The sequence below is a fragment of the Microcystis sp. M165S2 genome, assembly GCF_020245885.1.
Classification (GTDB): domain Bacteria; phylum Cyanobacteriota; class Cyanobacteriia; order Cyanobacteriales; family Microcystaceae; genus Microcystis.
In genome coordinates, this window is the sequence record NZ_JADBTZ010000406.1 from 1 (window position 1) to 12,615 (window position 12,615).

Consider the following 12,615-nt stretch of genomic DNA (forward strand, 5'->3'; position numbering starts at 1 on the left):
ACTGTGGGACACACCATGACCGAGATATTAACGCCAGTAAAAACATTTTGGCCGCAGGACTTGCGGTGTCAGTCTGTAGAGCGACCATAAGACCAGAACAGAGTAAATCTGTTAAGGCCGGTGCGAAACCCCGCAAGGGAAAGAAGCAGAAACCTAAATCGTGAGGTTTGGGAATCACCGTCCGTTTTACGGCGGTGAGGATGTCAAGACTCTCGCATGGCGCGGATTAATTCGGCAGCCACTTCTGGACGGGAGAATTCCGGAGGTGGTAATTCTCCTTTGCGCAGCAGTTCCCGGACTTTCGTTCCCGAAAGGTGTATTCTTTCTTCCGGTAAACTGGGGCTAGTTTTAGTGGTTGCCATTCCCGAAGTGCGGGTACAGTAGAAAGCGTGTTCAAACTTCATCGGCACGATTCCCAATTCCCCCGGCTCGAACTCATCAAAGATATACTGAGCATCGTAGGTTCCGTAGTAGTCTCCGACTCCGGCATGGTCACGACCGACGATAAAATGGGTACAACCGTAGTTTTTACGGATAATAGCGTGGAAAATTGCTTCCCGGGGGCCGGCGTAACGCATAGCTGAGGGGTTGATAGCCAGAATAACGCGATCTTGGGGAAAGTATTTATCCATCATGATCTCATAGCAACGCATCCGCACATCGGCCGGCACATCATCGCTTTTGGTAGCGCCGACAAGAGGATGCAAGAATAAACCATCTACCACTTCTAGGGCGCATTTTTGAATGTATTCGTGGGCCCGGTGGATGGGATTACGGGTTTGGAAACCGACAATCGTTTTCCAAGCTTTTTCGTGGAACATTTTCCGCGATTGCAGAGGATCGATCTGATATTTGGGAAACTGAGGATGAGGATCGCGCTGAAGCAACCATATTGGACCTGCGAGGTTAATTTCTCCCTGTTCGTAGAGGACTTTTACCCCGGGATGTTTCTGGTCGTCGGTACGATAGACGTTAACTGCTTCGTGGGCCTTATTGTAACGGTATTTTTGGGTTAGCTCTAGGACTCCGACAAAGTTGCCTGCGCTGTCATCTAAACGAATCCAGTTGCCTTCTTTGAGGGGATCCGCCACTTCTTCGCTAACGGAAAGAGTCACGGGAATTGCCCAGGGTAAACCATTGATTAGACGCATATCATCGACGACTTTTTCGTAGTCGTCCTGTTCCATAAAGCCTTTGAGGGGACTGAAACCACCAATAGCAATCATAACTAAATCCGAGAGCGCTCGTTCATCTAAGGAAACTCGCGGTAGTTTTTCAGCTAGGGCCAGAAATTCTGCTTTTTCGGCAGCGGTAGCAATACGATTAATTAATTGCCCACCGTGGGGCGCGATTCCTTCGGTCAGTACAGTCATAAAAATTTCTTTACATTGTCACGGTTTATCCTATCAGAAGTTGGCTAAAGCTTAATCAAAGGGGCGTGACTGTCGATGCTTTTCTGGGGCGAAAGGCCTACAATAAGATTTGTCAAGAATTATAAATAATTATGAGCGAAAAAGTTGTCCTGATTGTCGGTGCTACGGGGGGTATCGGTGCCACTTTAGCCCGTAAACTAGCTGTTAATGGTCATAAACTCGTATTAGTGGCCAGAAATGCCGATAATTTATCTAATTTAGCTAGTGAGTTGGGTTGTCCCTCTTTAATTGTGCCGACGGATATCACCAATCCGACTCAGGTAGAAACTTTGATGGAAAAAATTGTCTCCCATTACGGCCGGTTGGATGTGTTGGTTAATGCGGCTGGGGCCGGGGTGATGAAACAATACAATAAAATTACGCCGGAAGATTTAGATAAAATGCTCGACCTCAATCTGAAGGGGAGTTTTTATACCTGTCAGGCTGCGGCTAATGTGATGAAGGAAAATAAGTACGGTCATATCTGTAATGTGGTGGGAATTTTAGGTAAGCATTCTATGGCTATGGCTGCCGCTTATTGTGCTTCTAAGTACGGGGTGGTCGGTTTTAGTAAATGTTTGGCCGATGAGTTAAAACGCTATGGTATTAAAATGACTTTATTCTATTTTGGTGGTGTGGATACTCCTTTTTGGGATCAGGTGAGCTTAAAAGTTGATCGCACTAAAATGTTAACCGCTCAAACCGCCGCCGATGCTATCTATTTTGCCATGAATGCTGAACCCCAAGCCGTCCCCATGGAAATTAATATTCAACCCGATAGTCATCTCTTTTTTTAGTCCTCAGGAGTCAGGAGATAGGGTTTTATGGTTTTAGGGTTTTAGGGTGTTGGGGTTTTAGTTGAAATTCCCCCAATACCCCACTACTCCACTTCCCCATTCCTCACTTCATAATTCATAATTCCCACTCCCCACTCCCCCATTCCCCATTCCCTACTCCCCACCTCCTAACACTCAACCACTTTTTTGACTTTATCTATGTTTATTGATCATATTCATTTTTATGTAGAATCGGCCAAAAAATGGCGAGATTGGTTTGTGCGGGTGATGGATTTTCAGACGATCGCAAGTTTAGTTAATCTCCACACGCACACGGAAATAGTTGGCAATGGCATCCAAAAAGATAAAACTAAACAGATTATTTTTATCTTATCTTCTCCCTTAAATTCCCTTAGTCCCGTGGCGGAATTTTTAAGTAAATATCCTGAAGGGGTGGCGGATGTAGCTTTTCAAGTGGAGGATTTAGATAGTTTAGCTAGGAGAATTAAACAGGACATTTTTATTGAGGAAACTGTTTTGGCTAGGGGTAAGATAAAAAGCTGTCAAATCTCTAGCATTGCTAATCTCAAACATACGTTAATTGAAAGACAGGGAATCACGCCAATTTTAGCCGATCCTAATCTAATTGAGTATGATAGTAAGGAACAATATAATCAGGATATTCTGGCAATTGATCATTTAGTTTTAAATGTTTTTCAGGGGAATTTAGAGTTAACAGCCAATTGGTATGAGAAAAATTTAGGCTTTAAAAAAAGGCAAACTTTTACTATTAAAACGGAGCGTTCTGGTCTTTATTCTCAGGTACTTGTTCACCCCAAAACTGAATTAAAATTACCGATTAATGAGCCAGATAGTAACAGTTCTCAAATTCAAGAATTTTTAGATATTAATCAAAAATCTGGCATTCAACACATTGCTTTAAAAACAGCAAATATTTTAAAATTAACTCAACAATTAAAAGAAAGAAAAGTAGATTTTTTGTCAGTTCCCAATAGTTATTATCAACAAATTAACTATCAAAAAAAAGATTTTAATATTGCTGATTGGGAATGGTCAGAAATTAAAAAACAGGAAATTCTCATCGATTTTGAACAAAATAGTCATTCCCTCCCAGAAAAGCCGACTTTACTGCAAATTTTTACTAAACCAATTTTTTCCCAGCCGACTTTCTTTTTTGAATTAATCGAGCGCCGTCATGCCGCTAGAGGTTTTGGAGAAGGCAACTTCCGGGCCTTATTTGAAGCGATCGAACGGGAACAAATAGAGAGAGAAACTTTAGATTAGAGTCAGAAAAGCGATCATTTTTCCCGTCAGACTATGAACGATAACGTAATTCGATCACATCTTTTTTGATCGTGACATCATAGGAACCAAAAAAGGCTTGTCCCAAGAGTCCTAACCCTTCCATTTGGGGAGAAATACCAACAATCTGATTAGATAAAACCACCTCGCCAACTTTAACAGAATTAATGCGACCAAGATAAACCTTAACGACACCGCCAGCGGTATGAACAAGTACTTCCCTTTCCCGTTTGACTTTCATCGCTTTCGCCATGGCATCGGTAAGGACGATGCCACTAGCTCCCGTATCAAAAAGCATTTCATAATAGTGACGGTTATTAAAAACCACCATCACCGTGGGAATGCCGCTAACCCGGCGTTGAATCGGTAGCTGATAAACTTGCGGGGAATTTTTCCTATTTCTAGATGAACCGCCACAGAGACGGCTAAGATCTATGTGTTGTCCATCTGCTCTTTGGAGAAAGCATTCCGATTGAGCGAGAGTCGTAGGGGTGAAGGGAAATAGCAGCAGGGTGCTGGCCAATGCGATCGCAGAAATAGACTTATTCATCAGGAGCAAAAGGTAACTAAATCGAGAAGACAGACTCGGAAAAGAAGGCTTCTAGCTCTAGAATTCCGCAAAAATGCGGGAAAACAACGGGAGTTTAACCCGGAGGCCAGGCCATTGGGCGATCGCCTAAGAGATGGACATGAAGATGATCGACGGTTTGACCTCCCTGTTCCCCATTATTAATCACCACTCGATAACCTTGACTTAATTTAGCTTCGGCGGCCACCTTTTTAACAGTTAGTAACAAATGTCCCAATAGCTCTTGATCGCTGTCGCTGGCTTCCTCTAGTTTCGGAATCGGTTTTTTGGGGATAATGAGGATATGGGTGGGTGCTTGGGGATTAACATCTCGAAAAGCGAGGACCAGATCATCTTCATAGATGATCGAGGCAGGAATTTCTTTACGGATAATTTTGCTAAAAATAGTCTCGCTCATAGACAAATTACTTTTTTTTCAACTATACCATTAAGCTCTCAGCTTTTCTGGTGAGGTTATCCCGATAAATACGGTTATTTTCAGGGTAAATTCCCAGATAAAATCATTTTTATGCGGAAAACTAGCCTAACATCCTGTTTCATTTTCCTAAGAACTCACTTTATTTTTACTTGAGCCAAAATGTTAGCAAGGGTTTGGAGTGCGGCAATTATCGGCATCGATGCCATTAAAATCGGGGTAGAGGTGGATGTATCGGGGGGATTACCCGGAATTGCCGTGGTGGGTTTACCCGATACCGCAGTGCAGGAGTCGAAAGAAAGGGTAAAAGCTTCCCTAAAAAATGCTGGATTTGCCTTTCCCATCCGCAAAATTGTCATCAATTTAAGTCCCGCCGATATCCGCAAAGAGGGGCCAATTTATGATTTACCGATTAGTATCGGCATTTTAGGGGCTTCCGAACAGGTAGAAGCCGGTTTATTGGGGGATTTTCTCTTTTTAGGCGAATTATCCCTCGATGGTAGTTTGCGTCCCGTGGCGGGGGTTTTACCCATTGCTGCCGCCGCCGAAAAAATGGGGATCAAGGGTTTAGTGGTTCCCGCCGATAATGCCAAAGAAGCGGCCGTGGTTAAAGGCTTACAAGTGTATGGGTTTCGTCATCTATCGGAAGTGGTAAATTTCTTAAATGAACCCGATCGCTATTCACCGATGACTTTTAACGCTGCCGAGGAATTTGGGCGATCGCAGGTAAATCTCCCCGATCTCAAGGATGTCAAAGGCCAAGCAATTGGCCGTCGGGCCCTGGAAATTGCCGCAGCTGGGGGTCATAACCTAATTTTTGTCGGGCCGCCGGGCAGCGGTAAAACCATGTTAGCGCGACGTTTACCCGGAATTCTGCCGCAGTTAACCTTTGCCGAATCCCTAGAAGTCTCCCAGATTCATTCCGTCGCCGGATTACTGAAAGATCGAGGTTCCCTGGTGCGCGAGCGTCCTTTTCGCAGTCCCCATCACTCCGCTTCCGGGGCAGCGCTGGTGGGAGGTGGCACTTATCCCCGACCGGGAGAAATCTCTCTTTCCCACCGTGGTATTTTATTTTTGGACGAATTAACGGAATTTAAGCGCAGTGTCTTGGAATATCTCCGACAACCCCTAGAGGATGGTTATGTGAGCATTTCTCGCACTCGTCTTTCCGTCGCTTTTCCGGCGCGTTTTACCCTAGTGGCCAGTACTAATCCCTGTCCCTGTGGTTATTACGGCGATTCGGTGCAACCCTGCAGCTGTTCACCGCGACAACGGGAACAGTATTGGGCGAAATTATCGGGACCGCTTTTAGACCGTATTGACCTACAAGTGACGGTAAATCGCCTGAAACCGGAAGAAATGACCCAAGAGAGTCGGGGAGAAGCTTCTGAGCAAGTGCGGCAACGGGTAGAAAGGGCCAGACAAAAGGCCAGCGATCGCTTTCAGAATACGGGGATTCGCTCTAATGCGGAGATGAATTCCGAGCATTTGCGGGGTTTTTGCGCTCTTGATCATAGCAGTCGCCATATTTTAGAAGGGGCAATCCGAAAATTGGGTTTATCGGCCCGAGCAATGGATCGCATTCTCAAAGTTGCCCGCACCATTGCCGATTTAGGAGATAGTGAAATGCTGAAAAGTTCCCACGTTGCCGAAGCAATTCAGTATCGCACTCTCGATCGTTTAAGTTAAGTAGGTAGGTGTTAAAAATTGTCAGAAACTCTCGGCTAACATTTGGCATTACTTCCGATTTTATCACTCAATCCAAGCCTTTGGGGGGTTCTACCCCCCAAACCCCCCGTTGGGGTCGTGGCGCCGCCCCCAAACCCCGGAGCGCATTAGTTTTTCGGTGGGATGCTTACAGGCAGCTGCTGACACATTTGTCATCATTTAAGAGTCCCTGATAATTGCTGATTGTGGGTATTTCTGCAAATGTGAGATGCACCGGGCAGAATCTATCTTCAATTGAATTATAACTACTTACTTAAAGAGCATTTTTTCTGGTCGGGGCGAATTGCCTTCGCCCTCTTTTTAGTAAACTTACTGGTGGGGATTTTAGGGATTAATCGGGCGATTCTAAGCGTTTTTGCCATTCTCGATCGATTTTATCGGAACGCTCGATCTCTTGTTCGAGATAGTCTTGATCGGTAGAATAACTAATATCAGCATCTGTAATCACTTTTTGGTCAGCGAATTGACGAGAGTAGGCAAGTTTTAGCTCTAATTCAGGATTATTTTGGGCTAATAAATCTGCTCTTTTTTCTCGCTGTTGATTGCGTTGATTAACCCGCTCATTTCTCCACTGCAAAAAGAAATAACGACCGAGGGGAATCCCCAAAAAAGCAGCGGCATAACTGAGGAGAAAACCGTAGATCCCTGTGACTATCGACCCCAGAGAACCGCTCAAATCGACACTATCACTGTTGAGCAAAAATCCTAAAACTAAAGCGAGGATAAAGTTAACCCCCCCTAAACCTAAAGCTAAGATAATTTGACCACTATCCGCTTCGCTAAACTTCCAACGTTTTTCCCTTAGATAGGGCGATACTGCTTGTACTTTTCTCTCTTTGGTTGTCACCTGTAGATCGGGAAAATAATAGATAATATCCCCTCGATCGGACACTTGCGGCAAGCCATTAAAGCGAGTTAAAACTGGGAGTATATAGTCTTCTGTCTCCTCATGACTAGCGGTAATACTATCGAGATAGGGAGCAATTTGTGGAGCAATAATCGAGCCACGATTATTTTGAATTACTTGACCGATAGTTTGCCAGCGTCTCTCCTCTAAATTAAAATTAGGATCGCCATCGCCAAAAAGAAAAGAAAAAACTGACTCCAGAAAATTCATCTTACTAGCGGGTTTTTCTGCCTTAACTTCCCTATCTCTTCTTTCGTAGTAGTTATTACCAAAATCGGGATAAAAAATCCAGAAAAAGTCCGTGGGAAAGAAGTTAATATTAATTTTGCTATCTCCCGAATTGTTATCCGAGTCACTATCTTTGAACATTAAGCCTATCAGGATGACCAGAATAGCCAGCAAGAGGATTAAAATCGAAATAATTAAAACAATGCCAAAGGAAATGCGAATAACATAAAAAACTACTTGCCAGATTTTACTACCGAAAGCTTTTAACTTTAATTGCCAATATTTATTCAGAAGAATTGAGCGAAAATTTTCGGGAAAAAGATAGATAATCTCCCCCGTATCTGCTACCTGTAAATGTCCCCCCGCTTCCGCAGCTAAAGCTAATAATCCCTGTTGTGCAGCGTTAATCTCTAAACCCGATTTTGCCGCCACATCACCCACCGTAACCCGATAGCCTAATTTTTCGATCGATTGTAATAGAGACTCTTGGGGATTCATAGAAAATACTGTTCCTGTCGATTATCCTATTTTCTAGTTTAGTTTTGATTTTGTCTTTTTGGCTGCGCTATCTTGATTGACAGGTGCGGCATTTTGGACTCGATCGAGAAAATATCGTTATAATTGGTGCAATAGTCGCAAAAAGCAGGGCTAAACTGTATAAATAGTTACTTTATAAGCAATTATCAGAGGTGAACATGAATGCGTCGGAACAGGCAAAAGGATTAGAATTAACGGCGAAGATCGCCACACTCGTCAACCTGTTTAAACAACAATTCCCCGATGCAAAGGCAGATCTGAAACCTTGGCGCAATGATCCCCACACAAGGGAGTTAACAGATCCCGACTCGATCGATATCGCTTTCCATTTTCCCGGTTGGAGTCCCAGAATTCAAGGGCGCAGTATTCTGGTACAAATTCGTTTTCATCTCGATAGCGAGGATCAGCATCAGCGTTTGATTGGCTTAGAAATGCAGGCTTTTAACCATCAAGGAACCGCTTGGCGACTATCTACGGTGGAAAATTGGCAATTAGTCGGCAATTATCAACCCTCTCCCAAAGTGGCTGATAAGTTAAAATATTTCAGTCGGCAGGTGTTTGAAGTTTTTAAAAATGAGCATCGATAACGATCTTTCGGCACTCTCGGCAAAAGATCGTTATTCGATCGAGATTAAATCGTTCATAATGTCAAGCTATAGGACTAAATTAATTCTTGAAAGTGCTTGGCTTTAGCGGAAATTTTTAACATTTTTTCTGGTTGATCATGAATCTCACTTTTTTGAGAAAATTTACGGCTGCTGGTGGTTGTTTTAGAAATACTGATATTTTTAATACTAACAAAGCGATATTGATAGTCCCGAAGAAAATCGGGTTGATTCCAAAATAAGCGTCCGATTTCACGACAATAGGAGACAAAGCATTTGGCTCCTTTTAATTGTTTAGTTATCCATGTATTAGACTTTTTGCCTTTCTTCATTTCCAGACAAAGGATAACTTTTTCAGAAGTGGTATTAGCGATAATTATAAAATCTGCACGCTTACACTCACCTTTACTACCAGTAAAAATTTTGCGGACATCAAAAAACTCATCTAGATTGATCACAATAACCTCATCGGGTTTCGGCATTCCATTAACCACAAACGAATAGTTATCTTGAGTTTCTGTCAGTTTCAGTAAATAGCTATCTCGTTTGTATTTTTTTTGATATTCCAAATCTATTATCGCACAATCCTTAATCATTTCTTTGAGCATAGCAATATCAGACATTACTCCTCACCCCAAATAATAGCCGCTTGAATGCGATTCATATTTTCGATAGTAGTATCAAAACTGCGCGCTTCGATACCCATTTCTGGATCAATTTTAGCGGGGTTTAAAGTGTGTGATTTTGTCTTTCTTTTTTTTCCTTTTAACATCTCTAAAGCTTGTTCAGCAATATAGACTTTAACTTGATCGGCCGATAATAATTCCTCTTGTCTATAGCCTTCTTCCGCTGCAATTTGTTTCAGGTGTGGTTTTTCCTGGTTGAGCATAATTAATGTGTTGATTTCTTTGATAATATAATCACTGTGAGTAGTGATAAAAACTTTAATACCAATGTTGATCAGTCGAGCGAAAAGTTTAGCGATACGGCGTTGATTTTCTGGATGGAGATTTAATTCAGGTTCATCTACTATCAACAAATCTCCGATGCGAGCTTCGTGTCTTAAATAAAAGCCAATGTCTAAAAGAGAACGTACAGCACTAGAACTTTCATCCATCGATAGTCTAAGTTTTTTTCCTTTAGGAATGTAATAAAGTTCACCATTGCTAGTAATCATATATTGACCACCAATAATATCGGCAAAATCTTCTAAAATACTGGGATAATTTTCGGCGATAAAGCTAGTTTTTTTGACAATTGTTTCTATTTGTCTAGTAAAATCTACATTTTCTTTGACCGGGAGCGCATAATCCTGAGAAACATTAAATAACAGTTCTCTAGGATTAAAATTGCTATTTTTGCTAATTTCTTCCAGTAAACGATTACGAGCAAAATTTAACTCTTTGCGAAAAATTGCCGCTCCTGTCCTTTCTGCACTGGCAATAAATGGACTGGGAAAAAACTGAGAGAAAATTATATCTTTGATACTGTTGTCAATGATCTCTTCAAGAACATTAACTAACAGATTTATATTAGATTTTTCTCTTAGCAATGTAATGGATAAATAGGGGTTATTTTCAGGTTTGCTAATCGAGATAGTTTCCCATTTAGCTGTGCTAATTGTCCTTTCATACCCATTTTCAAATTGAATATTGTCAAAATTTAATTCTATCTGAAAATCAACATTTTTAAACCTCTCCTCGTTGACCGCAAAAACTTCAGGTATTTGTCGAACATATCTTTGACAACCTGTAGTAAGAATACTTTCACACTGTTGAACATACTCCTGTAGATCGAGACTAATTACACCATCAGAAAGTAGTTGCTCAATTTTTTCTTTGAGGCCAAATCTTGGCCCCGTTAATAGTCTTCGCCAAGTGTCTAAAAAACCGAATAAAGCATAGGTAGCATAAGTTTTACCTGTATTATTACGACCACAGATAATTGTGAGGTCGCCTAAACTGAATTCTGCTTGTTTTAAAATGCCAAGATTTTTAATTTTAACTTTCATATTTGTCTTTCGGTTTAATATTCACAATTATAGATAATTGTGGATCATCTGAGCAAGTCCCAAACTATACATTCAATTTTGGTTATCAAGGTTACTTACAAAAATTATAACCTTTCTAAGGTTTTTCTCTCTTTTTCAGTCACTTCTCGCCATTGACCGGGTTGTAATCCTGTTAAGCATAATTTATTGTTTTTGTCAATAGTAATGGCTGTTCTAATTAATCTTAAAGTGGGATAACCAACGGCAGCAGTCATCCGTCTTACCTGACGATTTCTCCCCTCAGTTAAGGTAATTTCTAACCAAGCGGTGGGGACAGATTTTCGATAACGAATCGGTGGCTCTCTGGGGGGTAAATCTGGTTCAAAATCTAGTAAATTAACTATGGCTGGTCGAGTGCGATAATCCTGAATAGGAAGACCTTGACGCAATTTTTCTAAAGCGTTTAGGTCAGGAATTCTTTCGACTTGTACCCAATAGGTACGCGGATGAGCAAATTGACGATGACCCAAACGATGCTGTAATTGACCGTTATCTGTGAGTAATAATAATCCCTCGCTGTCCCTATCTAAACGACCGACTGAATAGATATTGGGGATAGGAATATAATCTTTTAGAGTCGAACGCCCATTTTCATCAGTAAACTGACATAATACCTCGTAGGGTTTATAAAAAAGGATATATTTATTCAAAGTAAAAAGTAGTCAGGAGATAGGAGTCAGGAGATAGGAGTCAGGATTACAGTAAACAGTGAAAAGAAAGCTCGGAACTTGCCACTTAATACTGTTCACCGAAAACTAAAATCTGATTACTGATTACTGATAACTGATCAGTGATCACTGATTACTGATCACTGATCACTGATTACTGATTACTGATTACTGATTACTGCTCACTGATTACTGATTACTGCTCACTGATTACTGATTACTGATCATTGATCACTGATTTAATCCCTTTGATGGGAGAATTGATAAGCACCGATGATCGAGAGAAGAATAGCGACGATTAATAAAATGGGGATAGCGAACCAAGGAAATTGATTGATATCGTAGGCTGCGGCTCTTAATCCCAGACTAGCATAGGTGAGGGGCAAGGAATAAACAATAATTTTTAATGGCCAGGGTAAGGTTTGTGGATCGAAAAAAGTTGCTCCTAAAAAAGACATCGGCACGATTATAAAGTTATTATACAGACCGACACTTTCGAGGGATGTAACTCGCAATCCGACAATTGCCCCTAAACTGGCAAAGACGGCACAATTTAAGATTAAAACTAATAAAAAGAGGGGATTGAGAAAACTGGCAAATTTTCCTGTCAACAAGATAGCAACGAGAATCACTGCTGCAGAAGTCATGACACCCCGCAAAATTCCCGCGAAAACTTTGCCTAAAAATAATGAGAGGGGATGGACGGGAAGTAATAATAATTCCTCGAAGGTTTTACTAAATAAGCGATCGCCACAGATCGAAAAGGTGGTTCCCCCGAAACTGATCGCCATTGAGGACAGGGCCACCATTCCGGGTAAGATAAATTCTAGATAAGAATCGCCGATCGAGGGTTTCATCGAGCGATCGAGGGCGCTTCCCAACCCCAACCCGAAACCAATAATATAGATTAGGGGAGAAACTAAACCTGTGGCTGCGATCTGAAGGACTCTAGCGCGTAAATCTAGCCATTCTCCCCAAAATACGGTTAAAGTGTCTGTTAATATCGTCTGAGCTTGAGCTAGTTTCACTGGTATTTTGGTTAATTAGTAAATATTATTTTAATAATATTTAACAATTGTCCCCTTTTTCAAGAGCGAGCTTTTGGGACTAGAAAAATGATCATCGAAAATTTTGGGTGGGAAACCCCGCCGTTCTAGGTTGGCTTTACGTTAGAATTAAAAAGACCGTCTCGAAAACCAAGTGGGCGGACAGCACCTTGAAAACTCGGCTTAGGGAGTTCCGTTCAGAAAAGCTTGTCCGGGTAAAAAGTCGCGCGCAACAAGTACAAGAAGCGTTTAGTCAGAACCGTACCGTGGGACACACGGAATCGGGCTTCTGAAAGGTCGCGAAAGTCTGTGGACTTTGTGTAAGACAGTA

12 protein-coding genes and 1 pseudogene are annotated in these 12,615 nt (G+C 41.7%); 5 read left to right on the top strand and 8 right to left on the bottom strand.

Features of this window, described 5'->3' with window-relative positions; all coding sequences use genetic code 11:
• Positions 1-164 (top strand): annotated as a pseudogene (locus tag IM479_RS20155) (RNA-guided endonuclease TnpB family protein); the annotation flags it as partial.
• 39 nt (positions 165-203) lie between these two features.
• Here the strand turns inward: IM479_RS20155 and sat are convergent.
• Positions 204-1,373, bottom strand: coding sequence for a sulfate adenylyltransferase (sat, locus tag IM479_RS20160; protein ID WP_287079802.1), 1,170 nt, complete (start codon positions 1,371-1,373; stop codon positions 204-206).
• A 131-nt stretch (positions 1,374-1,504) separates the two neighbouring features.
• Here sat and IM479_RS20165 point away from each other — a divergent pair, with 131 nt between their 5' ends.
• Together IM479_RS20165 and hppD are read left to right on the top strand one after the other, a co-directional pair.
• Positions 1,505-2,209 carry an SDR family oxidoreductase gene (locus tag IM479_RS20165; protein WP_286825298.1) on the top strand — a complete coding sequence of 235 codons (705 nt, stop codon included), beginning with the start codon at positions 1,505-1,507 and terminating at the stop codon, positions 2,207-2,209.
• A gap of 198 nt (positions 2,210-2,407) precedes the next feature.
• The gene (hppD, locus tag IM479_RS20170) at positions 2,408-3,493 is read left to right on the top strand and encodes a 4-hydroxyphenylpyruvate dioxygenase (RefSeq protein WP_287686147.1); all 1,086 of its coding nucleotides are present in this window, start codon (positions 2,408-2,410) and stop codon (positions 3,491-3,493) included.
• Between the two features lie 31 nt (positions 3,494-3,524).
• Here the strand turns inward: hppD and IM479_RS20175 are convergent, their stop codons facing one another.
• On the bottom strand, positions 3,525-4,061 hold the full coding sequence (locus tag IM479_RS20175) for a retropepsin-like aspartic protease family protein (protein WP_287686148.1): 537 nt from the start codon (positions 4,059-4,061) through the stop codon (positions 3,525-3,527).
• A gap of 94 nt (positions 4,062-4,155) precedes the next feature.
• Positions 4,156-4,497: a histidine triad nucleotide-binding protein gene (locus IM479_RS20180; protein ID WP_287686149.1), complete on the bottom strand. Its 342-nt coding sequence runs from the start codon at positions 4,495-4,497 to the stop codon at positions 4,156-4,158.
• A gap of 180 nt (positions 4,498-4,677) precedes the next feature.
• Here IM479_RS20180 and IM479_RS20185 point away from each other — a divergent pair, with 180 nt between their 5' ends.
• Positions 4,678-6,204, top strand: coding sequence for a YifB family Mg chelatase-like AAA ATPase (locus tag IM479_RS20185; RefSeq protein ID WP_286825302.1), 1,527 nt, complete (start codon positions 4,678-4,680; stop codon positions 6,202-6,204).
• A gap of 370 nt (positions 6,205-6,574) precedes the next feature.
• Here the strand turns inward: IM479_RS20185 and IM479_RS20190 are convergent, their stop codons facing one another.
• Complete coding sequence (locus tag IM479_RS20190) at positions 6,575-7,876, bottom strand: hypothetical protein (RefSeq protein WP_287686150.1); 1,302 nt, start codon at positions 7,874-7,876, stop codon at positions 6,575-6,577.
• A gap of 197 nt (positions 7,877-8,073) precedes the next feature.
• On the opposite strand from IM479_RS20190, the gene IM479_RS20195 reads away from it, so the two are divergent.
• Positions 8,074-8,502: a Tery_1686 family protein gene (locus IM479_RS20195; RefSeq protein ID WP_002743840.1), complete on the top strand. Its 429-nt coding sequence runs from the start codon at positions 8,074-8,076 to the stop codon at positions 8,500-8,502.
• 74 nt (positions 8,503-8,576) lie between these two features.
• On the opposite strand, the gene IM479_RS20200 is transcribed toward IM479_RS20195, so the two are convergent.
• From IM479_RS20200 to IM479_RS20215, 4 genes are all read right to left on the bottom strand, one after another.
• Positions 8,577-9,143, bottom strand: a complete 567-nt coding sequence (locus IM479_RS20200; protein WP_287686151.1) for a hypothetical protein — start codon at positions 9,141-9,143, stop codon at positions 8,577-8,579.
• Positions 9,143-10,531, bottom strand: coding sequence for an AAA family ATPase (locus tag IM479_RS20205; protein WP_287686152.1), 1,389 nt, complete (start codon positions 10,529-10,531; stop codon positions 9,143-9,145). Before IM479_RS20205 ends, IM479_RS20200 begins: the two co-directional genes overlap by 1 nt.
• Before the next feature lie 104 nt (positions 10,532-10,635).
• Positions 10,636-11,220 carry a pseudouridine synthase gene (locus tag IM479_RS20210; RefSeq protein ID WP_287686153.1) on the bottom strand — a complete coding sequence of 195 codons (585 nt, stop codon included), beginning with the start codon at positions 11,218-11,220 and terminating at the stop codon, positions 10,636-10,638.
• A gap of 257 nt (positions 11,221-11,477) precedes the next feature.
• Positions 11,478-12,266, bottom strand: a complete 789-nt coding sequence (locus IM479_RS20215) for an ABC transporter permease (RefSeq protein ID WP_287686154.1) — start codon at positions 12,264-12,266, stop codon at positions 11,478-11,480.
• Positions 12,267-12,615 lie beyond the last annotated feature (349 nt).